The 25237-nt window shown below is 70.8% G+C and carries 20 protein-coding genes, 1 other RNA gene and 2 pseudogenes; 11 read left to right on the forward strand and 12 right to left on the reverse strand.

What is annotated here, in order from left to right; all coding sequences use genetic code 11:
* Positions 1 to 209 precede the first annotated feature (209 nt).
* The 3 genes from QTQ03_RS11365 to QTQ03_RS11375 all read left to right on the forward strand — a co-directional run bounded on the left by QTQ03_RS11365 (position 210) and on the right by QTQ03_RS11375 (position 5038).
* Complete coding sequence (locus QTQ03_RS11365; protein ID WP_289277980.1) at positions 210 to 3221, forward strand: glycoside hydrolase family 18 protein; 3012 nt, start codon at positions 210 to 212, stop codon at positions 3219 to 3221.
* A gap of 403 nt (positions 3222 to 3624) precedes the next feature.
* Complete coding sequence (locus tag QTQ03_RS11370) at positions 3625 to 4350, forward strand: HAD family hydrolase (RefSeq protein WP_289280773.1); 726 nt, start codon at positions 3625 to 3627, stop codon at positions 4348 to 4350.
* On the forward strand, positions 4337 to 5038 hold the full coding sequence (locus QTQ03_RS11375; protein WP_289277981.1) for a 2'-5' RNA ligase family protein: 702 nt from the start codon (positions 4337 to 4339) through the stop codon (positions 5036 to 5038). Before QTQ03_RS11370 ends, QTQ03_RS11375 begins: the two co-directional genes overlap by 14 nt.
* Positions 5039 to 5266: 228 nt before the next feature.
* Here the strand turns inward: QTQ03_RS11375 and QTQ03_RS11380 are convergent, their stop codons facing one another.
* Positions 5267 to 5953 (reverse strand): pentapeptide repeat-containing protein, encoded by a 687-nt coding sequence (locus tag QTQ03_RS11380; protein WP_289277982.1) that lies wholly within the window; start codon positions 5951 to 5953, stop codon positions 5267 to 5269.
* Positions 5954 to 6091: 138 nt separating this feature from the next.
* On the opposite strand from QTQ03_RS11380, the pseudogene QTQ03_RS11385 reads away from it, so the two are divergent.
* From QTQ03_RS11385 to QTQ03_RS11400, 4 genes and pseudogenes are all read left to right on the forward strand, one after another.
* A pseudogene (locus QTQ03_RS11385) lies at positions 6092 to 6769 on the forward strand (ISL3 family transposase); the annotation flags it as partial.
* An 81-nt stretch (positions 6770 to 6850) separates the two neighbouring features.
* Positions 6851 to 8268 (forward strand): IS3 family transposase gene (locus QTQ03_RS11390; protein WP_502889743.1). Its coding sequence is split into 2 segments (ribosomal slippage): positions 6851 to 7181 and positions 7181 to 8268, totalling 1419 coding nucleotides; the frame shifts between segments, so codons are not numbered across the junction.
* A gap of 34 nt (positions 8269 to 8302) precedes the next feature.
* Positions 8303 to 9160, forward strand: a pseudogene (locus tag QTQ03_RS11395) (transposase); the annotation flags it as partial.
* Between the two features lie 58 nt (positions 9161 to 9218).
* Entirely contained in the window at positions 9219 to 9410 is a 192-nt protein-coding gene (locus tag QTQ03_RS11400) for a hypothetical protein (RefSeq protein WP_289277983.1), read from the forward strand.
* A gap of 392 nt (positions 9411 to 9802) precedes the next feature.
* On the opposite strand, the gene rnpB is transcribed toward QTQ03_RS11400, so the two are convergent.
* Together rnpB and QTQ03_RS11410 are read right to left on the reverse strand one after the other, a co-directional pair.
* An RNA gene (gene rnpB / locus QTQ03_RS11405) (RNase P RNA component class A) lies at positions 9803 to 10214 on the reverse strand.
* A gap of 267 nt (positions 10215 to 10481) precedes the next feature.
* Positions 10482 to 11693 (reverse strand): IS4 family transposase, encoded by a 1212-nt coding sequence (locus tag QTQ03_RS11410; protein WP_353890587.1) that lies wholly within the window; start codon positions 11691 to 11693, stop codon positions 10482 to 10484.
* Between QTQ03_RS11410 and QTQ03_RS11415 the strand changes: the two genes are divergently transcribed.
* Complete coding sequence (locus QTQ03_RS11415; RefSeq protein ID WP_289277985.1) at positions 11608 to 12369, forward strand: sulfite exporter TauE/SafE family protein; 762 nt, start codon at positions 11608 to 11610, stop codon at positions 12367 to 12369. The genes QTQ03_RS11410 and QTQ03_RS11415 overlap by 86 nt on opposite strands.
* A gap of 151 nt (positions 12370 to 12520) precedes the next feature.
* Here the strand turns inward: QTQ03_RS11415 and mctP are convergent, their stop codons facing one another.
* Positions 12521 to 14170, reverse strand: coding sequence for a monocarboxylate uptake permease MctP (gene mctP, locus QTQ03_RS11420; protein ID WP_289277986.1), 1650 nt, complete (start codon positions 14168 to 14170; stop codon positions 12521 to 12523).
* The gene (locus QTQ03_RS11425) at positions 14170 to 14412 is read right to left on the reverse strand and encodes a DUF3311 domain-containing protein (protein WP_289277987.1); all 243 of its coding nucleotides are present in this window, start codon (positions 14410 to 14412) and stop codon (positions 14170 to 14172) included. Before QTQ03_RS11425 ends, mctP begins: the two co-directional genes overlap by 1 nt.
* A 53-nt stretch (positions 14413 to 14465) precedes the next feature.
* Here QTQ03_RS11425 and QTQ03_RS11430 point away from each other — a divergent pair, with 53 nt between their 5' ends.
* Positions 14466 to 14624, forward strand: coding sequence for a hypothetical protein (locus tag QTQ03_RS11430; RefSeq protein WP_289277988.1), 159 nt, complete (start codon positions 14466 to 14468; stop codon positions 14622 to 14624).
* 1 nt (position 14625) lies between these two features.
* Here QTQ03_RS11430 and QTQ03_RS11435 read toward each other — a convergent pair whose 3' ends face one another.
* The 5 genes from QTQ03_RS11435 to QTQ03_RS11455 all read right to left on the reverse strand — a co-directional run bounded on the left by QTQ03_RS11435 (position 14626) and on the right by QTQ03_RS11455 (position 19369).
* Positions 14626 to 15831, reverse strand: coding sequence for a bifunctional RNase H/acid phosphatase (locus QTQ03_RS11435; RefSeq protein WP_289277989.1), 1206 nt, complete (start codon positions 15829 to 15831; stop codon positions 14626 to 14628).
* 3 nt (positions 15832 to 15834) lie between these two features.
* Positions 15835 to 16572 (reverse strand): zinc ribbon domain-containing protein, encoded by a 738-nt coding sequence (locus QTQ03_RS11440; RefSeq protein WP_289277990.1) that lies wholly within the window; start codon positions 16570 to 16572, stop codon positions 15835 to 15837.
* On the reverse strand, positions 16562 to 17398 hold the full coding sequence (locus tag QTQ03_RS11445; protein WP_289280774.1) for a Nif3-like dinuclear metal center hexameric protein: 837 nt from the start codon (positions 17396 to 17398) through the stop codon (positions 16562 to 16564). Before QTQ03_RS11445 ends, QTQ03_RS11440 begins: the two co-directional genes overlap by 11 nt.
* 146 nt (positions 17399 to 17544) lie before the next feature.
* Positions 17545 to 18123, reverse strand: a complete 579-nt coding sequence (locus QTQ03_RS11450) for a flavoprotein (RefSeq protein WP_289277991.1) — start codon at positions 18121 to 18123, stop codon at positions 17545 to 17547.
* 16 nt (positions 18124 to 18139) lie between these two features.
* A complete protein-coding gene (locus QTQ03_RS11455) occupies positions 18140 to 19369 on the reverse strand; it encodes a helix-turn-helix domain-containing protein (protein ID WP_289277992.1) in 1230 nt (409 codons plus the stop codon).
* A 240-nt stretch (positions 19370 to 19609) separates the two neighbouring features.
* Here QTQ03_RS11455 and QTQ03_RS11460 point away from each other — a divergent pair, with 240 nt between their 5' ends.
* Positions 19610 to 20290: a bifunctional DNA primase/polymerase gene (locus tag QTQ03_RS11460; protein WP_289277993.1), complete on the forward strand. Its 681-nt coding sequence runs from the start codon at positions 19610 to 19612 to the stop codon at positions 20288 to 20290.
* A 1472-nt stretch (positions 20291 to 21762) separates the two neighbouring features.
* On the forward strand, positions 21763 to 22020 hold the full coding sequence (locus tag QTQ03_RS11465; protein ID WP_289277994.1) for a DUF3040 domain-containing protein: 258 nt from the start codon (positions 21763 to 21765) through the stop codon (positions 22018 to 22020).
* Between the two features lie 113 nt (positions 22021 to 22133).
* Here QTQ03_RS11465 and QTQ03_RS11470 read toward each other — a convergent pair whose 3' ends face one another.
* Together QTQ03_RS11470 and QTQ03_RS11475 are read right to left on the reverse strand one after the other, a co-directional pair.
* Positions 22134 to 23069: an SWIM zinc finger family protein gene (locus QTQ03_RS11470; protein ID WP_289277995.1), complete on the reverse strand. Its 936-nt coding sequence runs from the start codon at positions 23067 to 23069 to the stop codon at positions 22134 to 22136.
* Complete coding sequence (locus tag QTQ03_RS11475; RefSeq protein WP_502889854.1) at positions 23066 to 25237, reverse strand: DEAD/DEAH box helicase; 2172 nt, start codon at positions 25235 to 25237, stop codon at positions 23066 to 23068. Before QTQ03_RS11475 ends, QTQ03_RS11470 begins: the two co-directional genes overlap by 4 nt.

The following is a 25237-nucleotide window of genomic DNA, read 5'->3' on the forward strand; positions in this document are numbered from 1 at the left end:
GTCGAGGTGGACGGCACGGAGAGGGCTGGGGTGCGGCTCAGTCCGAGAACTCCGCCAGCGTTGTGAACAATGTTTACAGAGTGCATTTCGGCTGCCGCCCTTCTGCTAGCCTCGTCCGGTCGCACTTCGTGTAAACGCTCTCACGAGCTGCTGAGGTGCATGCGACGCATCTCCGGCTCGTGGATCCCATCGGCTTCGAAGGACAGAGGATGCGTCTCGCATACTCCATCAACGCCCGACATGTCCGACTCGATCGATTGCTGACCGGTCTCATAGCGAGCATCACAGCTGTCTCCCTGCTGCTCTGGAGCACCGACCCGCTTCCGGCGCAGGCCCGGTCGGCGGCTGGGGACCAGGTCGTCACCCACGACTTCGGGGACCCGCAACTGGCCGACCAGTTCCGCCAGGCATTCGCTGAGATCGACAAAGCGGGAATGCGGCTCGACGATGCGTTGCGGGACCGGACCAAGGGCCACCTGCACGATGTCATGCCCGACCTGAAGTTCGTCGACTTCGATCACGAGTGGAAGGTCGAGGGCACCGTCGCCACCATCACCATCAGGGCGCCCGAGGTCGAGGTGGACGCGACCTGGTGGCAGGGTGCGCTGATCACGGCGAGTGCCATCATGATCGGTTTCGCCGCGGGTATCGGCTGCACGAGATTGGGCGGGCCGCCCACCGCGTGTGCCGGTTTCGGCGGGTTCGTCGGGGAGTTCACGAACGGTGCGCTCACCCAGTTGGCCGATGGCAAGCTGGGCGACGCGGAGGAGTGGGGCGCCACCATGGCGAAGTCCGTCGCCGCGGGCTTGGCGACCTTTCTGGTCGCCTGGCTCACGACGGCGGGGGCGCTCGACCTCTTCCAGTCGGTCAGCCAGTCAATCGTCAGATTCACTCGAACTGTCGAGATCTTCTTCGGTGGTCCGGGAGTTGCCGACAGGTTGCAGGGGTACCTCGACGTGCTGGAGAGGTACCTTCCGCGATGGATGGACTCCGCCAGCACGGCCACCGGTGTCTGCCGTGATCCGGCCGGCGAGGGCCCGGCGGGCGAGTGGACGGCACTGGGCCAGGTCGTGCGCAGCGCGGATGGTACGCAGACCCGGTTCACGGATCTCGACGGCGACGGTGACGGCGATCGCGCTGTCAGTTCTGGTGGCCGGCTCTACACCTGGCTGAACGGCGGGTGCGGTTCGGACGGTGAGCGGGTGTGGTTCCCGCTGGGCGACACCGCGCCGGCCACCGCCGCCCAGTTGCCGAAGCCGGCGTTCTTCGGCGATCTCGACCGCGACGGCCGCGACGAGTTGGTCAACTTCCTGACCGCGGCCGAATCGCCGACCGGTGTCGCGGCCATGCGGGTCTGGCGCAACCTGTCCAGCGGCACCGAGGTCCGGTGGGCGAACGCGGTCATCGTCGCGAACGACCTGGGCTATGTCGGGAATCCGGTGTTCGCCGACCTCGACGGCGACACCGACGACGACCTGCTGATCGTGGACCGGAACAACTTCGTCACCGCCTGGGAGAACAAGGCGACCGGGCTTCCGAGTCCTGGCGACTGGGACAAGATCGAGGGATTCTCGCACCCGGCCGAGGGTCCGGTCGGGCAGCTCTTCTTCACCGACATCACCGGCGACGGCCGTGCCGACGTGGTGGTCGTCCAGTACATGACGGGCGACGTGGTTGCGTGGGAGAACCTCGGCCGCACCGGGGGCGCCGCGTCCTCGGAATCGGTCAAGGCGGTCGCGGCGGCCGGGGCGGCCGGCTGGGAATCGCTCGGCACCATTCGCTCCGGCGACGCGTTCAACGGCGCCATCGGTGCCTTCTCCGATCTCGACGTCGACCGGGTTTCGGACTTCCTGCTGTTCAACAGCACCAGCCGGGGTGTCGACGCCTGGCGGTTGCCCGGTGACACCAGTGTCGAGGACCTCGACTGGGACGAGTCGGGCGCCGAGGCGGGCGTGCCGAGCGAGCGGGTGGCGTACTTCAACTCCTGGTCGATCTACGCCAACAACTACTACCTGAAGACGCTGGACCAGAACGGTACCGCCAGCAGGCTGACCAAGCTCAACTACGCCTTCCAGAACATCGACCCGGTGAACCTGACCTGCATGGCGGCGAACAAGCCCGGTTCGAGCGACGAGAGCGACCCGGACGGTAACGACGGCGCGGGTGACGCCTGGGCCGACTACCAGAAGGGCTTCACCGCTGAGCAGAGCGTCGACGGTGTCGCCGACCAGTGGACCGATCCGCTGAAGGGCAACTTCAACCAGATCAAGAAGCTCAAGCAGAAGCACCCGAACCTGAAGGTCCTGGTCTCGATCGGCGGCTGGACGTATTCGAAGTTCTTCTCGGACGCGGCCGCGACCGACGCCTCCCGGAAGAAGTTCGTCAAGTCGTGTGTCGACATGTTCATCAAGGGTGACCTACCCAAGCTCGGTGACGATCCCGCCGGTGGTCCCGGCGCCGCCGCGGGCGTGTTCGACGGCATCGACATCGACTGGGAATTCCCGGCCAGTCCCGACGGCCACACCGGCAATCACCACGGTCCGCAGGACACGGCCAACTTCACCGCACTGCTGGCCGAGTTCCGCGCCCAGCTGGGGGCCGGCAAGCTACTCACCGCCGCGCTGCCGGCCGGCCCGAACAAGATCAGCAAGATCGAGGTGACGCAGATCGCGTCGTACCTGGATCTGGGCAACATCATGACCTACGACATGCACGGCGCCTGGGAGGGCAGCGGACCGACCAACTTCAACGACCCGCTGTACCGTTCCGCGCAGGACCCAGCCGACGGGACCGGCCTGACCGCGGACGACGCCATCACGACGTACCTCGGCAAGGGCTTCCCGGCCGGCAAGATCACCCTCGGCGTGCCCTTCTACGCCCGCGGGTGGACCGGGGTGCAGAACGGCGGCAAGAACGGGCTCTACCAGCCGGCCACCGGCGCTCCGCCGGCATACCCCTTGTCGCAGGCTCCGGGCGTCGCCTTCTACAAGGAGCTCAAGGCGGCGAACAAGCTGACCGACGAGACGATCTTCTGGGACAGCAGGACGAAGACCACCTGGATGTACGACGGCAGCACGTTCTTCAGCATCGAAACTCCGAAGTCGATGACCGCCAGGCGGCAGTACATCAAGAACAAGGGCCTGGCCGGTGTGATGATCTACTCCCTCGAGGGAGATGACGCGCAGACCAGTCTGCTCAAGGCGTCGACCGGCTTGAACTGAGCATGTCGCCTATTGAGCGTGGATCAACCGTGTTTCCGTAGGTAGTGCCGGGTCGGCAGGGTGGACGTCGATGGTCCGGGGCAGGTTGTCAATAAGCCCCAACGCCTTCCACACCCTGCCGACCGTGGGCTGAGGTTGCCCGGGGTGTGGACACCGGGCTATGCCGCGATCTGGTGCAGGGTAGTCGAGCCGAGGGTCCGTTCGTCGTCGGCGGGACTGAGGTAGCCGAGAGCCCGTACGCCCGGCGGCCCCGCCCGTGCGGCCAATCGGTCCGTATTCCGGAACGACCGGTGCTACAACGGTTCACGTGACATTCAGGGGCGAGGGGGCGCCGCCCGTCGGGCACACCGCCCGCGCGGGGCAGGAATTCGCCCGCCCGGATGGCCTCGGTGGATCGGGCCCACTGCTGGTTCTCTGGGACATCGACAGCACCCTGATCGACAACGGCGGGGTAAGCAAGGAGGCGTACGCGCTGACCTTCACCCGGCTGACCGGCCGGCCACTGCGTCACCCGGTAGTCACCGACGGAAAGGCCGACCCCGCGATCCTGCACTCGATGTTGCGGCAGCACGGCATCGAGGCCACACCCGAGCTGGTGGAGCAGGCGGTACGGATGATGTCCGTCGTGTTCGAGTCGCTCGCGTCGCGGATGCGTGAGCGTGGACACGCCGAGCCGGGGGCCCGCGCGGCCATCGCGGCGCTGGCCCGGCAGGGCGACGTCGTCCAGTCCGTGCTGGCTGGCAACACCTGGCACAACGCCCAGGTCAAGATCTCCGCCTTCGGCCTCACCGGTGACCTCGACTACGAGGTGGGCGCGTCCGGCTCGGACGCCGAGGTACGTGCCGACCTGGTACGGGTCGCGCGAACGAAAGCCACGGCGAAGTGCGGCACCACGTTTCCGCCGGCTTCCACGGTGCTGATCGGAAACACCCCGCGCGATATCGAGGCCGGCCGCTTTAGCGGCGCCTCCGTGGTGGGCGTGGCCTCGGGCGAGTACCGCGTGGAGTCGCTGGCCGCGACCGGAGCCGACCCGGTGCCGCCCGACCTCCGGGACGCCGACGCGCTGGTCGGCGCGGTGCTCGGGGCACGGCGCAGACGTCCGGGGAAGCCCACCGATGACATCCCCTGACCACAGTTGGGACGGCTCGGGCGAACTCGAGTACCCGCGGTCGGACTGGGACCAATATCGACAGCTGGACCGGCTCGTCGACCACTGGAAGCGGCCGGGCTGGGGCGGTGGCCGGCGCTCCTACCATTGGATCATCCGGTTCGACGACAGCCCCGAAGTCCAGCGGCTCGCCGCACGCTGCCAGGCCCGGCTGGGGCACCTCCGTACCCTGGATCTGGCCCCCGTCAGCAGCCTGCACATGACCCTGCAACGCGTGTCTTTCACCGATGAGATCACCAGCGCGCAGGCTCTCGCGGTGGCCGCCGCCGCCAACGACCGGAACGCGGGCCTGCCGCCGTTCGCCGCCATCGTCGGCCCACTCACCGGGTCGGCAGATTCGGTCCACTTCAGCGTCGGCCCACACCGGCCCTTTCAACTCCTCCGGCACGCCGCGGCCGCCGCGACCGCGGATGTGCGGGGCGTCGCGGCCGTGCCCGCCCAACCCACAAACTTCGACCCGCACATCAGCATCGCCTACAACCATCGGCCCACCGCCGCGAAACCGGTCATCGAGCAGGTGGCGACCGTGCGGTCGATCCCCCCGGTCACGGTCCGGATCGACGCGGTCAGCCTGGTCGAGCTGCGGCGCGATGGCCACACGTACGCCTGGCGGCAGATCGCGGCTGTGCCGCTGGCGGGCGAGGGGTAGCACACCGGAGCCGAGGATCCCGGTCACCTGACGTCGAGGCGGCAGCCGTTCGGGCGTCGGGTCAGGCTTCACCTGCTTCGCCACCGCATCCTCCTCGGCCAAACTCCATCAACTGTGCCGCGCTCCCGCCCAGGTAGCCGGACGGCCGAACCATGGACGGTGCCCGCCACGAACAGGGCCGCCCGCTCGGTGTCGCGGCCACTGTCCCGGAGGCCGATAGCACCAGCGTCAACGGTTGCGGCCGCCCGCCGCGTCGGCGCGGACGTCGATGCTCAGGGCGTCGACGGCCATCCGGGTCAAGTCGGGAAGCTGGTCCTCGGTGAGGGCGATGCCCTGCAGGTTGTCCAGTGCTGTCGCAAAGGCGTGCAGCCGACTGCCCCGCAGATCGGCGCCGTCGAGACGGCAGGCGTCCAGTTCTAGATGGCTCAGGTCGCACGATCGCAACGCCACTCCAGACAAGCGGCAGGATGACCAGGTGCCGTGCACCAGGGCGCAGTCGGTGAAGGCCACCGAACCGGCGGCGCTGACCCGGCTGAGGGTGGCGTAGTCGAACCGGCAGTTGTCGAACAGAACATCCTTCAGCCGGACGTCGATGAGTCGGGTTCCGGTGAAGCGGGAGCCGGTCACGGAGCACCGCTCGATGCTGACGCCGGTGAGGGCCGCTCCGGACAGGTCCGTCCGAGCGACCTCGCAGCCATAAAGGGCGCCGCCCTCCCAGGTGATCTCGCCGAGATCCGAGGCGGTGATCCGGCAGCCTCGGATGCCCTGGTCCTCGATCTGTCGACCCCGCCAGGAAACCTCCTCCACAAGGCCGTCGCGGAGGTCGTCGTCGGTCAGGTCGGTGACCGGGTCGAGTTCTTCCGGGTCGAGGTCGGGCAGGAGGATTGTCACGTCGCCCGCCGTGGTGGTCCGCATGTCTTTCCAACCTGTTCGGGCGCGGGGTGGGCACGCCACCCCGCGCGTCGAAGCGACCGCCGGTCGGGGGAGTGTCAAGTTAACGGCCCTGTCTCACTTTCGGTGGTGACGGAGGGTGGCGGGTGTCGTTGTTCCTATGTGGAGGATGTCAACAGACTTGTACAGACGGTGTTCTCGGGGCTGTCCCCGCTGGTCATCGAGGACGTGACCGACGAGGGTGAGCGGATCGTGGTGCGGGCCCGGACGCCGCGTGACACTGCGGTCTGCCCGAGGTGCGGGGCCTCGTCCGGACGGGTGCACGGCTATCACTGGCGGACGGTCGCCGACGTTCCGGTCGACGGGCGCCGGGTGGTGGTCCGTGTGCGGGTGCGGCGTCTGGTGTGCCCCACGCGCGGCTGCCGCCACACCTTCCGTGAACAGGTTCCCGGGGTGCTGGAGCGATACCAGCGCCGCACAGCCCGTTTGAACAGGCAGGTCAAAGCCGTCGTCAAGGAGTTAGCGGGCCGGGCAGGGTCGCGTCTGCTGGCGATACTCGCCATGGGCCTGTCCCGTCACACGGCCCTACGCGCCCTGCTGTGCATCCCGCTGCCCAATGAGCGGACGCCTCGGGTGATCGGCGTTGACGATTTCGCTCTACGCCGGCGGCACCGCTACGCCACCGTGGTGATCGACGCCGAGACCCATGAGCGGATCGACGTGCTACCCGACCGCACCGCCGACACCCTCGAAGCGTGGTTACGCGCACATCCCGGCGTCGAGGTCGTATGCCGCGACGGCTCGGCGACCTACGCCGAGGCCATTCGCCGCGCCCTGCCCGCCCTCTGTGTCATCCTTGGGGAAGGCAGGTTGACCTGCTGAAACTCTGACCCGTGAGGGCGTGCAAGGAGATCCACCCCCGTGACATCGCATCACCCGGTGCCCGACCCCGAGGTACCAGCAAAGCCCCGAACAAGGACATACACCGCCGCGTACAAGGCGCGGATCCTGGCCGAGTACGAGACCCTCGATAAGGCCGGCAAGGGCGCCCTGCTTCGTCGGGAAGGCCTGTACACGTCGCTGCTCGCGGCGTGGAAGCATCAGCGTGACGCCGGCGCCCGCGAGGCCCTGGCCAAGCCGGCCGGGCGGCCGAAGACCGATCCGGCGGTGCTGGAGGCAGCCCGGTTGCGGGCAGACAACGAGCGGCTGCGCGCCGAGTTGGACAAGGCCCGCAAGGTGATCGAGGTGCAGGGAAAACTCTCCGCGCTGTTGGGGCAACTCGCGACCGACAGCCAGCACAGCGGGAGCGAGCCGACACCATGATCGACGCTGCGATCACCGAACTGACGTCGCTGATCGGCATCCGGGCGGCGTGCCGAGCCACCGGCCGGCCGCAGGCCAACCATTACCGCCGGCACCGCCAGACGCCTGCGCCACCGCGGCCGGGGCGTGAACCCAGGCCGCAGCCACGTGCCCTGAGCGCGGCCGAGCGTGACAGCGTCCGGGCGTTGCTCAACAGCCCGGACTTCGCCGACATGGCCCCCGCGGCCGTCTACCACACCCTCCTCGACGAGGGCGTGTACGTGGCGTCGGTGTCGAGCATGTACCGGATCCTGCGTGCCCACGGCGAAGTCAGGGAGCGCCGCCGTCACGCGGTGCACCCGCCGAAGGTCAAGCCCGAACTGATCGCCGACGCCCCCAATCGCGTGTGGTCGTGGGACATCACCAAGCTGCGCGGCCCGGCCAAGCGGGACTTCTACCACCTCTACAGCGTGATCGACATCTACAGCCGTTACACCGTCGCGTGGCTGCTCGCCGAGCGCGAGGACGCCGCCCTGGCCGAACGGCTGCTGTCCGACGCGATCACCAAGCAGGGCGTCGCGCGTGAGCAGTTGACCATCCACGCCGACCGCGGCACCTCAATGGCGTCCAAGACGGTCGCGCAGATGATGGCCGACCTCGGCGTGACCAAGTCCCACTCCCGGCCCAGGTGCAGCAACGACAACCCGTTCTCCGAGGCCCAGTTCAAGACCCTGAAGTACCGGCCCGACTTCCCCGACCGCTTCGGCAGCGTCCAGGACGCCCGAGCTCACTGCCGCGCCTTCTTCACCTGGTACAACACCATCCACCGGCACTCCGGCATCGGCTGGCACACCCCACACGACGTCCACCACGGCCACGCCCGGCAGGTCCGCGATGTCCGCGCCGACGTCCTGACCGCCGCCTACACCCGCAACCCCGAACGATTCGTCCGCGGCATCCCGCAACCACCCGCCCTGCCCACCACCGCGTGGATCAACAAGCCCGAGGACACCACGACTCAGTCAACGAACCCCTGAACCGACCGCCCCAAAAAGGTTGACACCTTCCGCCGACGCGGTGCAGGTCGCAGACCGGTGGCACCTGTGGCACAACCTCTGTGAAGCCGCCCTCAGCGAGGTGAAGGCGCACAGTACCTGCTGGGCCCCCGTCCTGGACGCACCCATCTACGACGGCCCCCGCGCGCAGACGACCCAGCAACGCTGGCACCAGGTCCATGACCTGCTCGACCAAGGCGTGGGCCTGCTGGAGTGCGCCCGCCGTCTGCAGTTGACCCTGAACACCGTCAAGCGCTACGCGCGAGCCGACCGGCCCGAGCGGATGCTCCGCGTCCCCAAATACCGTGCCAGCCTCGTCGACCCCTACCGCCAACACCTACGCAAACGTCGAGCCGAGGACCCCAGCGTCGGCGTCAAGCACCTCTTCGACGAGATCAAGACCCTCGGCTTCACCGGCTGCCTCAACCTCCTGCACAAGTACATCAACCAAGGCCGCGCGGACGCCGACCACAGCCACATCTCCCCACGCCGCCTCGCCCGGATGATCCTCACCAGACCCGACAACCTCAAACCCGAGCGCCGAGATCTACTGGCACGGCTCACCGCAGCCTGCCCAGAGATGACCCAACTCGCCGCCGCTGTCGGACGCTTCGCCGAGCTCCTGACGCCTCAACCCGCAAACACCGACCGGCTCTCGCACTGGATCCTGCAGGTTCGCACGGTCGATCTACCTCATCTGCACGCCTTCACCCGAGGCCTGGAACGCGACCGCGACGCCGTGAACGCCGCGCTCACGCTCCCCTACAGCAACGGCCCCACCGAAGGCGTCAACACCAAGACCAAACGAATCGCACGTCAAATGCACGGACGAGCAGGCTTCACCCTGCTCCGCCACCGCATCCTCCTCGGATAACAGCACCCACCGTCACCACCGAAAGTGAGACAGGGCCGTTATTTGTACAGTCCCCAGCATGGATGACCCGATCGAGCTGCGACTCGACCTCGCCACCGCCGAGGACCTTCGCAATGCGCTGTACGACCTGGGCGAGCATCAGGCCGCCGGCAGGCCGATCCCCTACATGGACACCGAGACCAGCACACGGCTCGGCGCCCTCCTGCGAGACCTGGACATCCGGTTGGGCGGCACCGGCAGATTCGCCTAGCCGGCTTGCCAGCGAGCGGTACGGAAGCCGGCACATCAGCCGCCGTCGAGGTCGGGGCTTCCGCCTGCCGCGCCAGTCCAACCCCGGGACTGGCTTGCCACCGGATCACCGGGTCGCGGCACCAACTCCACCGCGAGGACGTGCCCGACCCCTCCCCACAGCCGCCGGCCCCACGCCGGAACCATCGAGCGCGGGCCCCCTCAGACGGCCTACATCGGCACAGCGAGCCCGACCCGAGGAGAAGTCGACTGAGCCGGCGCTCAGGGCGTCTCCAGGGCGTCAGGGCGTCGTCAGGGCGTCAAACGCCGGCCAACGTTGACCAAGAACGACCATCGGCGCCCGGACATAGAACCAGCTCAGAGCCTTGATCACGGCTCTGAGCTGGTGGGCGACGGACGAGTCGACCTGTACGCCGGATTCTGTCCCGGCGGGCACCCGGAGGTGTCCGCCATCGGCGGTCATCCATCTCGGCCTGCCGTCACCGACAGGCTCCAGCGGCCTACCCGCAGACATCGGGCGGGCCGCCCTCGATCGTCTGCGCGGATCGTCCCCTCACGGCGACGATCCTTTCTTGGCCTTGCTCCGGGTGGGGTTTACCGAGCCACCCCGGTCACCCGGGGTGCTGGTGGGCTCTTACCCCACCGTTTCACCCTTACCGTCCCCGATGGGGCCGGCGGTCTGTTTTCTGTGGCACTGTCCCGCGGGTCACCCCGGGTTGCCGTTAGCAACCACCCTGCCCTGTGGAGTCCGGACGTTCCTCGGCGGCGGGCCGCAGCCCGCCGACGCGACCGCCCGGTCGACTCGTCCGTCGCGTCCTCATCCTAACGACGCGAGGGCCGCCCCCGATTCCGGCCCAAGCGGGTGATCGACTTGATGCTGCCGGCATCGCTCCACCAATGCAACATCCGGCCGACGGCCCGCGATGGATCAGAACGCCCCGATCTCAACTCACGGTGATCGTCACGACGCGTCCGCAGCGTACGACGGGCGGTAGCCCACCGGGCGCCCGACTCGACGGCGGGCGGGCCGTACTAGCCTCAACGCCGTTCAGTTAGGGCGGTGGCTGGTTCGTCAAGGGTCGTTGGTGATGACGTTGATGCTGGTGGTGGCTTTGTAGGTGCGGCGGTCGACGTTGGGTCCTCGGGCTTGGCACTTGGAGTTCGAGCGTTTGATCATGCGGGCCTTGGTCCGGATGCGGCGCTCGGGCAGCAGGTTGGCCAGGACGCGTTCGCCGATGGCGCCGACGAGGTCGATGACGGTGTCGGCGATGACACCGGCGGCCTGGGTGATCTGGTCGCGGGCGGCGTGCAGGGCGGTGGTGAAGCTGGCCCGGTCTGGGTCGAGGCCGGGCCTGCTGTCGGTGGCGTCGACCATGGCGGTGCGCAGCACCTGGTAGACGATCAGCAGGGCGTGGATCTCTTGGTCGATGCCCTCGGGGGTACGGGCGCGCAGCACCCGGCCGCCGAGGATGGTGGACTTGAGTTCCAGGTAGGCGGTCTCGATCTCCCACCGCTGGTGGTAGAGGCCGACGAGGTCGGCGGCGGGGTAGCGACGTGGGTCGAGCAGGGTGGTGATGAGTCGGTAGTCGCCGGTGTGGCTGCCGGTCGTGGTGGTGATGCTGATCCGGGCCTCGATGACTCTTACCGGCTGGCCGCCGATGACCGACAGCCAGGATCCGTCTCGACAGCGGCGGGTCATCGGGAGTTTCCGGTTGGTCTTGCAGCGGATCAGCAGGTCCGCTCCGGTGGCGGTGAACGCGGTGATCAGGTCGGCGGCGGCGTAGTTGCGGTCGGCCAGCAGCAACATTCCGGCGCGCAGGCTGCGGGTCAGCCGGTGGGCTTGGGTGGTCTCGCCGGTGGTGCTCGGGTCGAACACGGCGTCGATGACCGAGCGGGTGCCGCACGTCAACAGGGCGCTCAGCCGCAGTGTGGGGTAGCCGGAGCCGCCGTTGTTGCACCGGTGTTTGACGTAGCGACGCAGGTTCGCCGGCGAGTCCGCGACGGCGATCATGGTGCCGTCGATGACGACCGGTAGCAGTCCCCGCCACCGCACCGCGGCGACAGCGCTGGTGGCCGCGGGGCCGCGTAGCAGGTCGAACAAGGCCCGCAGCGGTGCCGGGCCGAGTCGTTGCCGGGCCTGTCGCAACGCACTACCGCTCGGCGGCGACTGAACGACGTTGGTACTAGCCTGCGGAATCGTGGAACCCGCCGACGCTGCGCTGCTCATCGTCGCCGGTCTCGCCGCGGGCACGGTGAACGCGGTGGCCGGCGGCGGTTCACTCATCACCTTTCCGGCGATGATCGCGGCGGGCTTGCCACCGGTCCCGGCGAACGTGAGCAACTCGGTGGCGGTCTTCCCCGGGTATGTGGCAAGTGTGGTGGGCAGCCGGGTGGACCTGCCGCGCGGCCGCGTGCTGGCGGCGCTGGTACCGACCACGGTCCTCGGTACGGTCGCCGGGGCGGCGCTGCTGCTGGCCACCCCGGCGCGGACGTTCGAGTTGGTCGTGCCCTTCCTGGTAATCGGCGCCACGGCGGTGCTGGCCTTCCAGGATCCGCTGCGCCGGCTGGTCGGGCACCCGCGCGACCTGTCACCACACCGACGTGGCGCCGCGGTGCAGGCCATGGTCGCGGTCGGTGCGGTGTACGGTGGCTACTTCGGCGCGGCCCTCGGGGTGATGCTGGTCGCGGGACTGGCGCTGGTGCTGGACGCGACGCTGGCCCGGGTCAGCGCAATCAAGAATCTGCTCTCCGCGGTGGTGGGGCTCACCACGCTGGTGGTGTTCGCGCTGTTCGGGCCGGTGAACTGGGCGGCTGTCGGGCTGGTCGCACCGGCGACGCTGGTCGGGGGGTACGTCGGTGCCCGGTTGGTCCGCCGGCTGCCGTCAGTGGTACTCAAGGCGGTGATCGTCACGTTCGGTGCGGTCATCGGCCTGTACCTGCTCTGGCGCGCCGTGCGCTGACCGGCCGGCCCGCGCACGGTCACCGCGCGGCGCCCGCGAGTCCGCCCGTTCGGGGCTGGCCGGCAGGCAGGCGTGGAGCGCGTCCGGCACGGGGGTTGGAGGGGACCCTGGTACGACGCCCGGCCGCGACCAGGGCACCCTCCTCACCACCTCAGGCGACCGGTTCCGGGGCCGCGTCGGCACCGGTACGGTCGCCCGGCGTGACGCGCGGGTCGCCCTCGTCGGCGAAGTAGTCGTCCGGGCTCGTCCCGTCGCCGTCGTCGGACATCTTCGCGGTCCGCAGCAATAGGGTCAGCAGGGCCGCGACCGCCAGGTTGACGAGCACGGCCACGAACCCGACGTAGATGGTCATCGTGGTGTCGAGGCCGAACCGCTCCAGCGGGAACGCGGAGCCGCCGAAGTGCTTCCGGGTCGGGCTGGACACCTGGTAGAGCATCCACATTCCGACGGCCATGCCGACCGCCCAGCCGGCGATCAGCGCGGCGCGATGGAACCAGCGGGTGTAGAGGCCGAGGGCGACTGCCGGCAGCGTCTGCAGGATGATCACGCCGCCGATCAGCTGGAGGTCGATGGAGAACTGTGGGTCGAGGAAGACGATGCAGGCCACCGCGCCGATCTTCACCACCAACGAGGTGATCTTGGAGGCGTTCGCCTCCTGGGCCGGGGTGGCGTCCCGCCGCAGGTACTCCTTGTAGATGTTGCGGGTGAACAAATTCGCTGCCGCGATCGACATGATCGCCGCCGGCACCAGCGCCCCGATGCCGATGGCCGCGTAGGCGACGCCGGTGAACCAGCTCGGGAATTGCTGGTCGAAGAGCACCGGCACGATGGTGTTGTTGTCCACCGTGCCATCCGTCGCCCCCGGCAGCGGCTTCACGTCGGCCGCGATCGCCATGAAGCCGAGCAGCGCGATGAGCCCGAGCAGCACGCTGTAGGCGGGCAGCGCCGACATGTTCCGCTTGATGATGTCCCGGTTCCGGCTGGCCAACACGCCGGTGATGCTGTGCGGGTACAGAAAGAGCGCCAGCGCCGAGCCGAACGCCAGGGTGACGTACTGAACCTGGTTGTTGGCGTTGAGCAGAATCCCGTCGCCGGGGTTCGGAGAGGCATCGAACTTCGCGTCGGCGGCGTCGAAGATGGTGCCCCAGCCGCCCAGCTTGTAGGGCAGGTACAGTACCGCCGCCAGGATCACCACGTAGATCAGGGTGTCCTTGACGAAGGCGATCAGCGCCGGCGCGCGCAGCCCGGACTGGTACGTGTACGCGGCCAGGATCGCGAACGCGATGATGATGGGCAGGTGCCGGGCCAGGGCGCTCTCCCCGGTCACGCCCATGGCCTTGAGCACCGCCTCGATACCGACGAGTTGCAGCGCGATGTACGGCATCGTGGCCACGATGCCGGTGATCGCCACGAGCAGCGCGAGGACCGGCGAGTCGAACCGGCTGCGGACGAAGTCCGCCGGGGTGACGAAGCCGTGCCGGTGCGACACCGACCAGAGTCGACAGAGCACCAGGAAGACCATCGGGTAGATGACGACCGTGTACGGCACCGCGAAGAAGCCCATCGCACCGGCGCCGAACACCAGCGCCGGTACCGCCACGAAGGTGTACGCGGTGTACAGGTCACCGCCGATCAGGAACCAGGTGATCCAGCCGCCGAAGTTGCGCCCGCCCAGCCCCCACTCGTCGAGGTGGGCCATGTCCTTCGGCGCGCGCCACCGGGACGCGATGAAGCCCATGGCGCTGACCAGCAGGAAGAGCGCGGTGAAGATGCTGATCTCGGTGAGGTGGTCGCGCCACATCAGCGGTCACCCCGCCTCTTCGTCATCCGGTAGACGAGCGTGGTGGTCGCGACGCCGAGCAGGATGTACGCGAGCTGGAGCCAGTAGAAGCGCGGGAAGCCGAAGATCCGGGGCGATGCGGAGTTGAAGAACGCCGGGATCAGCGGCACCGCGATCGGCACGATAAGCAGCCAGTTCCAGGGACTCTTGTCCTTCGCCCGGGTCTTCGCGGCGGCCCGCGTCTCCGGTTCGGGTGCGGCCATCGGCACACCTCCGGTGCTGGTGGTTGGGATGTGACGGCCGAGGCTACGGCCAAGTGATCACCGTCACGTCCCACCAGCGGCCCGCTGCGCCGGGCGGTGGGTCTGCTGCGCCGAGCGGCGGGGCTGGTAACCCTGCCGGGTCCAGCCACGACCCCTTCGTCGACGAACCGGCGGCGTTCGCCGCGGCGGCGGAGCGGTTCCTCGCCGGCTGACTCAATCCGCCGTCAGGTGGGCGGTGTCGTTGACGGTGCGGACCGCGACGCCGCCGTCGGACCACAGGTCCACCACCGAGATGCCCGCGGCGTCGAGAAACAGCCGGTGTAGCAGGGTGTCGCCGGCCCCGAGCGCGTCCCGCAGGATCAGCTTGATCGGCGAGACGTGGGAGACCACCACGACGGTCTCCCCGCGGTACGCCTGCCGCAGCGCGTCGACCGCCCGACGGCTGCGCGCGGCGACCTCGGCGAACGACTCGCCGTCCGGCGGGGCGACCCGCGTCGAGGCGAGCCAGGCGTCCATCTCCCCCGCCCATCGCTCGCGTACCTCGGCGAAGGTACGCCCCTCCCATGCGCCGAAGTCACACTCGATGAGGTCCTCGTCGAGGCGTACCGGGCGGCCACCGAGCGCCGCGGCGATGGCCTCGGCGGTCCGCGCGCAGCGGGTCAACGGTGAGCTGACCACGGCCGCGACGGTCGGGGCCAACGCGGCCACCCGCGCGGCCGTGGCTTTGACCTGGGCCCGACCGCGCGCGGACAGCGGCACGTCACCGCGGCCGGAGTAGCGACGCTGCTCGGTGTACTCGGTCTCGCCGTGCCGGACCAGGATCAGCCGAGTGGCGGTGTAGCTCGGCCGCGGCTCCCAGGAGGCGGCGGCCGTCGCCGGGTCGGTACCGGTAGTGCGCGCGGTGCCGGCGCGGGCTGCGGCCTCGCGGGCGGCCGCCCGGGCCGGTGAGTCGGGCGCCGCGACCTCGCGCGGCGGCTCGGGAGCGCGGGTGGGACGCGCCGGGGCGCCGGCCGCCGCGTCCATCGCGGCGTTGGCCAGGGCGTCGGCGTGCTTGTTGCGCTCGCGCGGGATCCAGCTGAACCGGACGGCGGTGAACCGGCCGACCAGCCCGGCTGCCTGTGCGGCGAGGGGGCGCAGGCCGGGATGCTTGATCTGCCAACGGCCGCACATCTGCTCGACCACCAGCTTGGAGTCCATTCTGGCCTCCACCTCGCTGGCGCCCAGCTCGACGGCGGCCTCCAGCCCGGCGATCAGGCCGCGGTACTCGGCGACGTTGTTGGTGGCGGTCCCGATCGCCTCGGAGCGCTCGGCCAGCACCTCGCCGGTGTCCGGATCGCGGACCACCGCGCCGTACCCGGCCGGCCCGGGGTTGCCCCGGGACCCGCCGTCGGCCTCGATGACGACCACGCGCGGGGCCATCGGCTACAGACCGGACTCGGTGGTGCGGACCATGATCCGGCGACACTCCTCGCAGCGGAGCACGTCGTCCGGGTCCGCCGCGCGGATCCGGGCCAGGTCGGCGCCGGCGAGCTCCAGCCGGCACCCACCGCACCGGCCGGCGGTGAGCAGGGCCGCGCCGAGCCCGGTGTCCTCCCGGATCCGGTCGTAGAGCGCGACCAGGTCGGCCGGAAGGTCGGTGGCGAGCGGCCGCCGGGCCGCCCGCTTGAACTCCTCCTCCTTGGCGATTCCGGCCAGGCTCTCGTCGCGGCGCTGCTCCACTGCGGCCCGCTTCTCCCGGGCCTCCGCGAGCCGCTTCTCGACGCCGTCCAGGACGCCCTGCGCGGTCTCCCGCTGCTCCATCAGCTCCAGCTCGGCGTCCTCCAGGTCGCCCTGGCGGCGGCTGAGCGACACCAACTCGTGCTGGAGGGCCTCGAGCTCCCGGGCCGGACCGGTGCCGGCGGCGAGCCGGGCCTCGTCCTTGCTCTTCCGCGCGCGCACCTGGTCGACGTCCTTCTCCAGCCGGTCGATGTCGCGGTCCAGGTCGTCGACGGACACCTGGGCGCGGACCCGCTCGTCCTCCAGAGCGGACAGCTCCCGCGCGAGGGCCTCCAGCTCGGCCCGCTCGGGCAGCGCCCGGCGGCGATGGGCGAGCTGGGCGAGAGCGGTGTCGATCGCCGCCAGGTCGAGCAGGCGGCGCTGGACCTTCGAATCAGCCTTCACGGTCGGGCTCCTTGTCGTCCGCCACGGGCGGGGTGGCGTGTACGGTCCACGGGTCGGTGTCCAGGTCGGACACCAGAGTCTCGACCCCGGTCGTCGCCCGCAGGACGGCGGCCAGGTCGTCCAGCCAGGGACGTTCGGTCGCCCAGTGGGCGGCGTCGAGCAGGGCCGGCCCGCCGGCGGCCAGGTGCTCCCCGGCGGGGTGGTGACGCAGGTCGGCGGTGAGGTAGGCGTCCACCCCGGCCGCGGTCGCGGCGGCGAGGAACCCGTCCCCGGAGCCGCCGGTCACCGCGAGGGTACGTACGAGGCGCGCATGATCACCGGCTGCGCGGACCCCCCAGGCGGTGGCGGGAAGCACGGCGGCGGCGTGCCGGGTCAGCTCGGCGAGGGTCATCGGCCTGGGCAGCTCGCCGATCCGGCCGACCCCCCGGTTGGCGCCGTGGGCTGGCGAGCCCGTCGCGGGCCGGTGCAGCGGGCGCAGCCCGGTCAGCCCGAACCGGGCGGCGAGCGCGTCGGAGACACCCGGGTCGGCCACGTCCGCGTTGGTGTGTGCCACGTAGAGCGCGACATCGGCCTTGATCAGCCGATGGATGATCCGCCCCTTGTAGGTGGTCGGGGCGACCGAGGACACGCCGCGCAGCAGCAGCGGGTGATGGGCGACGATCAGGTCAGCCCCGGCGTCGATCGCCTCGGCGACCGTCTCCGGAACCACGTCCACGACGCAGAGCACCCGGCGAACCGGCGCGCGCGGTTCGCCGAGCACGAGGCCGACGCGGTCCCACTCCTCGGCCCAGCCGGGCGGGTACCGCCGGTCCAGCTCGGCCACCACGTCGGCGACGGTCGGCGAGGGCGCGGGAGTACTCACGGCGGGCCAGCTTACCGGCGCGGACCGCGTCGGGGCGCGTCGCCACCCGGGCGCTGCCCACCGCGCCGTCCGGCACCGACCCTGGTGGTCTTCGTGGCGGCGGTCGGGACTCAGGCGGCGGTGGCCGTCGGGGACCGGTCCGGTAAGGCGGCCACCGCGACCTCCCAGGGGAAGGCATGCAGGTGACGCCCGCCCGCGCCCGGCGGGTGCAGCGGGAAGACGTGGTCGCCGAAGAGCACCGTGACTCCCCACTCGGTCAGCCGCTCCAGCCCGGCCAGGAACGCCGGGTGGGCAGCCATCGCCGCGTTGGTGTACGGCACCGCCACCAGCGGCACGCCGAGCCCCTGGGCCTCGACGACGAGCCCGAGGGCCAGCGTGTCCGCGATGCCCGCCGCCCACTTGTTGACCGTGTTCACCGTCGCCGGACAGACGATCATCGCGTCGGCCGGGGGGAGGACGTCCGGGTCACCCGGGTTCTTGTAGTGGGTGCGTACCGGATACCCGGTCTGTCGGGCCAGCGCCGCACTGTCGACGAACTTCGCACCGTCCGGCGTGGTGACGACGCAGACCTCCCATCCGCCCTGCTGAGCCAGCTCGACGAGGCGACCCACGTGTTGGGCCAGCGGTGAGCCGCAGGCGATGACGTAGAGCACCCCGCGGCGCTCGCTGCTCTGGTGCGGGCCGGCCATCAGACCGGCTCCGCGTTCATACCCCTACTCCCATGTGCTCAGCCAACTCCGCGATCGGGGAAGGCGGCGTACCGCGTGTGCGACGGAGGATGTCGGACATCACCTCGTGGGCGATCGGACGGCAACGGACCTCCGACGGCGCCAACCGGTCGCCGCGCAGCAGCGTCTCGCCGGCGTTGGCCACGTCGCCGACCTGTGCGTAGCCGCGGGAGATATCCAGCAGGTGGTGGGCTCGGCGTTCGGGAAGCAACGCGTTGAAGGCCGCCTCCTCGATCCGCTGGGTGTGGATCTCCACCGCCCGTCCACCGTCCCCCATCTCGACCGCGGCGGCAGCGCGGTGCAACAGCACGTTGGTCGGGCCGAATGACGTCCAGTAGTGGTTCTGGTCGCCGCCCAGCGCACCCGCTGCTTCCTCGGCGCCGGCCAGCAGGTCCTCCACGGTGGCGCAGTCGCCGATCCGGCAGGCGGCCATCGCGCCCTGGAGCAGGAGCATGCCGTACACCGACAGCCCCTCTGACGTGGTGGCGTCGGCGCCACCCGGGGCGAGCCGGTTGGCGATCGTGACGTTCAACTCCAGGGCCGGGAGGGGCCGGCCCATCGCCACGAGCGCGTTGCAGACCCGGGTGGTGGCGACCCCGGCCAGCAGCGGGTCGTCGGCCCGCTGGGCGACCGCCATCGACCGGTCGGCCGCCAGCCAGGCCAGGTCACACTCCCCGAGCTTGCGCAGGACCGAGGAGGCGATCTGGTAGACCTGCCCGAGCAGGTGGGCCGCCTCCCGGGCGGTCTCACCGCCGAAGCCGGCATCGGCGGCCTGCGCGTCGCGCAGCAGCTTCGGCAGGGCGCGGGTGAGCATCCCGTAACGGCCGTACTGGTAGGTCAACCAGGCATGGGTGACCGCCTTGCGCATGTCTGCCAGCGGCGGCGGGTACGGTGCCGCGTCGAAGTAGGCACTCATCGAGTCGTATCTCTCCAGCGCGGCCCGGATCTCCTGGACCTCGACCGGGTCGATGCAGTTCAGCGCGTCGGTACGCCGCTCCGGGTCCTTGCCGAGCAGCAGTTGCACGTCGACCTGGAGGATGTCAGCGATCTCGTAGAGGACCGAGAACTTGTCCAGCCGGCGCACCCCGCGCTCGACCTTGTCCACCCAGCTCTTCGACTTGCCCAGTCGGTCCGCGAAGACCTGCTGCGACATCTTGCGCCGCCCCCGCCAGTACGCCACCCGCCGCCCTATGGGCAACTCGTCCATGCCCCACCCCTCCCCTGTGTCGTCCACTCCGGCCGGTGGGTCGAGGTCTCCTCCGCGGGCGCGACGCTTTACGTATTCAGGTTTTCGCTGGTCGCACAGCATGTACGTCAGCCTTACGGCCGATCCTCGTAGTTTTCGTGCAAGTTGCATCAGCCGTTCGTCAACTCAACGATCGCGGGTTACGGCAGTGACGGTGTTCGACGTACGACCTCGACACCGCCGGGTGTCCGGCGAGGGGAGATGGCATACATGTGGGGGAATGTCGGACCGCGCGTCGCGCACCTGTCACCGCTGGAGCGGGTGCGGCTGCGCCGGGTCGCCGTACGATACGCGCTACACGGCTGGGCGGTGACCCCCGGCGCGTGCCTGGCCCGGAACCGCTTCGTGTGCGGGCGGGCCGGCTGCCCCACGGTGGGCTGCCACCCGGCGCTGGAGAACTGGGAGCACCTTGCGAGCACCGACCCGGCCCGGGTGGCGACCTGGTGGCGTACCCGCCCACACGGCGTCCTGCTCCCCACCGGCCGCACGTTCGACGTGCTGGAGGTGCCGGCCCAGCTCGGGCGGCAGGTGCTGGCGGCGGCGCAGAACCACCCGGCCGGCCCCGCCGTCCGCGGGCCCGTGCTGGCCACCCCCACCGGGCGATGGATGTTCCTGGTCCGCCCCGGGGACGCCCTGCGGCCCGAGCTGGACCACTGCTTCCAGGTCGTCCGGCACGGGCCGGGTTCGTGGATCCCGGCACCCCCGACCCGGCTGCCCGAGGGTGCCGTGCGGTGGGTCGTCGCCCCGGAGCAGGCACGCTGGCAGGTGCCTGACTCGTACCTGCTGCAGAACACCCTGATCGGGGAGTTACAGGCGAGCGGGGTGCCCCTGGTTGCGGAACTACTCCCCGGGCACCTGCCGCTCCCCCGCCGTGGCCGGTGAGCCCCGTCGGGCGGCCATCCGCCCGCTCGACCGCTCGGCCGTCCGAGCGGCCGTCCGAGCGGAGCGGGCAGCATCGTCGGGCAACCCGACTCGTTGCACCTGGTGACGGCGCAGGAACGCCACGAGCGGGGGTTGCATGTCCACCGACGACACCATGCGCGAACCGGGCGCCGAGCCGCCCCGCCGCCAGCGCCCTCGGCATCGCTGGGCCGGCACCCGCCCCGCGGGCTCCCGCCCCGGCCGCCCCCGCCCCACGGGCTCCCGCCCCGCCGGCACCCACCGTCCCACCCGCTGATAACCCACCCGCTGCGACTTCGCACTGGCTGGCAACCGCCGGCCGCCGGGTCCGCGCCGCGGCGGCACCGGCGGGTGGACGCCGCCGGCCGACCGACCGGCGGCCCAGAACCCTCTTGCCCGGGTCGAGTTTTGCCAGCGCAGCCAGCCGTCGATGCCCCGACCCTCGATCTCGGCGAGGACCTTCGGCGTGGCCCCCGAAGGTCGCCCGCCGGCCAGATGCAGGATCGGGTCCTTGACGAGGACCGTCCTGAGTGCGCACGGTGCGTGCTCGGTTGCTGGACGCCGGGCCGGGCCGCTGCGCCGCCGGTCACGGCGGTGCCGGTGGCGTCGCCGGCCGTCACGCCCTCGCCGAGGAGACCACGGACCTGGGGCGTCATCGCCAGTGCGCCGCCGGCGACCGCCGCGGCGGTCCCGCCGAACGCGACGACCCACCTCGCGGCCGGGCTCGTCGCCGTCGTCCAGACCGGTCAGTCCGTCGCCGGATACCGGGATGGACGGTGCGATACCGTCCGAGCGGATCCATCGGGGTCGCCGGGACGCCGGCGGGGTGGGACCGTCGTAGCCGGACAGGGTGGGCGCTTGCTGGCCGTTGTACGCCGCGGAGTGTGGTCCGCCCGTCCCATCCACGGCCGTCCGCACACGACGTGGTGGCACATTCCGGTCGGCCATGGAGCAATCCGTTTTTTGCGGCGCACCGTTCCTGACCGGGAAGGACAGGGGTGCGGCGGCCGATGCCTGCGCGGTTGCCACGGCAAGGTAGTCAAGGGGTGGAAGGCCATCAAGCGGCGTCAGAGAACCCCGAACCGGCACTTGAGGCGGCCCTCAGCCTGCCGACGCCCAGCCGTGCCGGCCAACTCCGGACAGACCGCGTCGAGCAGGGCCGACGTGACCTCCGGGGACACGAGGAACGTTTCCGGCCCCCGCGACGCTGATCGCGCCGTTCGGTGGGACAGGGCAACGTGAGGTCCGGATAAGCCGAACCTGAAGCGTGCGTCGGGCGCCTCCGTCCCGGCCGCCGCACCGCGGGCGGCACGCGGCGGAGCGCGGATTACGACAGCGGCGCGGATTACGACAGCGGCGGAGCGCGGACCACGAAAGAGGAAGGGGCAGGAGAGCGTGAGCCGCCACCGCAGCGGGTATTCCGCCGAACCGCTGAACGCGTGAGGGGAAGGCACATGCTCAGCAAAGAGGATCAGCGCAGATTCGAGCAGATCACCCGACATCTCAGGGAGACCGACCCGGCGTTCTTCGCCCGGCTCGACGACCGCGCACGGGGCCGCCGCGGCCGGTGGCTGATGCTGTTGACCATCGTGCTCTGGGCGGCGCTGCCGGCGACGACCGTACTGGCCGGACGGCTGGCCGGCGCGATCTGCGCGGCGGTCCTGGTGGCCAACGCCGCGGTGATGTGGCGGTTTCGCCGCCGCTGGTTGTGAGGTCGCGACCCTTCCGGAACGTCGCGGCCGGGCGGACGGCACCTACCGGACGGCACTGGTGAGTTGCCAGGTGACACACGCCGACCACCGGCGGCGCCGACCGGATCGCGCCGTCAGTCACCGAGCCGCCGGTACGCCCGGCGCAGCCGCTCCACCAGCCCCGGTCCACCGATCGCGGGGGCCGGCGCCCCGAGCTGCCGGAGCAGCAGATCCGGCCCGGTCACCAGGGTGGGCGGCCGGTCGGGCAGCGGCACCGGTGGGGACCAGAACCGGTCCACCGCCTCGGCGAGCGGCGGCGATGGCAGGCCGGTGACCGCCCGCGCGGTGCCGACCGGCACAGCCTCCACGGTGGCCGGTCCACCGGCGCTACGGTCGGAGGTGGGCCGTGGGATCGGCGCGGCGCCGGTGCCACGCAGCTCGCGCAACCGGTCGAGCAGCTCGTCCCGGCTGCGGCCGCGCCAGTGCAACAGCTGGAACGGATCGGCGTCGAAGGCCTCGGCGAGCAGATAGAAGGTCGCCGCGAGGTGTTTGCAGGGGACCGCCGCGTCCGGGCAGCTACACCGCTGGCGCAGCTCATGCACAGCCGCCGGGAACAGCGGTGCGCCGGCATCAGCGAACAGCTCCTCCAGCTCGGCTGGCAGGTCACCGGCGAGCAGGCGGGCGCTGAAGAACGCCTGCGCTGCCAAGTCCGCCTCCACCCGTGCCCAGAGCGCGGGCGGGAAGGCCGGCAGCGTGATACGTACGTTGTACGGCCGAGGCCGGGAACCCTGCACGACGGCGGTCACCTCGCCGGGTGCCACGTCGAGGCGGACCACCTGACCCGCGCGGGCGTACGACCGACCCCGGGTGAGGCGGGTGCCGAGCGCGAACGACTCCAGCACCTCCAGGAACCGCCGGGACCACCAGGACCGCCCGATCGCGCCCCGGGTGCTGCGCGCCCGGAGTCCACCGTCGACCCGCCGGGGCGGGCCGTAGTCGGCAAACCGACCGGCGCCGTCGCCACGTCGGGCGGCACCGTCGCGCCCGGTGGCACCGCCGCGCGGACTCACTCGACCACCGCCCCGGTCTCCAGCCGGAACAGGTCCCGCAGCTGGGCGGTGGACAGCTCGGTGACCCACTGTTCGCCGGTGCCGACGACCTGTTCGGCGAGCTGGCGCTTGTCGGCGATCAACCTCGCGACCTTCTCCTCCATCGTGCCGGCGCAGACGAACTTGCGGACCTGGACGCGCCGACGCTGGCCGATACGGAACGCCCGGTCGGTGGCCTGGTCCTCCACCGCCGGGTTCCACCAGCGGTCGACGTGCACGACGTGGTTGGCGGCGGTGAGGGTGAGCCCGGTGCCGCCGGCCTTGAGTGACAGGACGAACAGTGCCGGCCCGTCCGGCGACTGGAACCGGGTCACCATCACGTCCCGGTCGGCCTTGCGGACGCCGCCGTGCAACAACAGCGCCTCGCGGCCGAACCGGGCCGACAGGTGGGCACGCAGCATGCCGCCGAACTCGGCGTACTGGGTGAAGAGCAGAGCCTTCTCTCCGGCCGCGAGCACCTCGTCGAGGATCTCCTCCAGCCGGGCCAGTTTGCCCGAGCGGCCCGCCAACACCGATCCGTCGCGCAGCAGCTGCGCCGGATGGTTGCAGACCTGCTTGAGCCGGGTCATGGTGGCCAGCACCAGCCCGCGACGCTCGATGCCCTCGCTCGACTCGATTCGAGCCATCATGTCGTCGACCACCGCCCGGTAGAGGGCAGCCTGCTCGGCGGTCAGGTTGCAGACCACCTCCATCTCCAGCTTCGCCGGCAAATCGGAGATGATCGAGGAGTCGGTCTTGAGCCGACGCAGCACGAACGGGCCGGTGATCCGCCGCAGCCGCTCGGCCGCCTCGGCGTCACCGTGCCGCTCGATCGGCTCGGCGTACCGTTTCTTGAAGCTCGCCGCCGGGCCGAGCAGCCCCGGGTTGGCGAACTGCATGATCGACCAGAGGTCGGCGAGCCGGTTCTCCACCGGGGTGCCGGTGACCGCGATCCGGTGCCGGGCCGGCAGCGCGCGGACCGCCTCGGCCTGCCGGGTGGAGGCGTTCTTGATGGCCTGCGCCTCGTCCACCACCACTCGGTGCCAGTCGACGCCAGCCAGGTCCACCGCGTCACGCGCCGCCACCGAATAGGTGGTGAGGACCAGATCCGCCGTGTGCACGGCGTCGGCGAACGCCGTGCCACGGGCCCGCTCGGCGCCGTGGTGCACGTGGACGCGCACATCGGGGGCGAACCGGGCCGCCTCCCGCTGCCAGTTGCCGACCAGCGACATCGGACAGACCAGCAGGGTCGGGCCGGCGGCCACCGGATCGGCCGCGAGCAGGGCGAGTAGTTGCACGGTCTTGCCGAGGCCCATGTCGTCGGCGAGCACCCCGCCCAGCCCCAGCGACTGGAGGAAGGACAGCCACGCCAGCCCCCGCCGCTGGTACGGGCGCAGCGTGCCGCGGAACGACGGCGGCGCGTCCAGCGGGGTGAGCCGCCGCTCCACCGCGCCGGCGAGCAGATCACCCAGCGCGCCATCGGCGCTCACCTCCAGCACCGGCAGCGCGTCGGAGTCGGTGTCGGACAGGCCGAGTCGCAACAGGTCACCGACGGTCAGTTCGCCGGTCGAGCGGAGCAGCCGCAGGCCGGCGGCGAGCCGCTTCGGGTCCAACTCGACCCAGCGGCCGCGCAGCCGGACCAGCGGTGTCTTCAGGGCGGCGAGGGACGCCAACTCCCCGGCGCTCAGTGGCTGGTCGCCGAGTGCCACCTCCCAGCGGTAGTCGACCAGGGCGTCGAGCCCGACACCGCCGCCGGCCCCGGCGACGGTGCCTGGGGCGGTCCGGCTGCGCGCCTGAAGGCGCGCGCCGAGCCGCGCCGACGGACGCTGCCACCAGGACGGCAGCAGTACCGCGAACCCGGCCGCGTGCAGTACCGGCGCGCCCTCCCGGAGGAACCGGTGTGCACCCTCGACGTTCAGCTCCAGCCCCTCGGGCGTGGCGGTGCGCAGCGCTGGATCCAGCTCCGGCCAGAGCCGGCTGGCCCGTCCCAGCTCCGCCAGCAGCGTCTCCTGCGGACGGTCGAGGCCGGGCGCGGTTTCCGGCTCGTGCCAGATCCGCCCGGCGTCGACGTGCAGGCTCGGTTCCTCCGCGGCCTGCAGGCCGAACTCCACCCGCCAGGGCAGGTCGACCGGCGGGTCGACCGGCACCAC

Source organism: Micromonospora sp. WMMA1363 (assembly GCF_030345795.1).
Taxonomy (GTDB): Bacteria; Actinomycetota; Actinomycetes; order Mycobacteriales; family Micromonosporaceae; genus Micromonospora.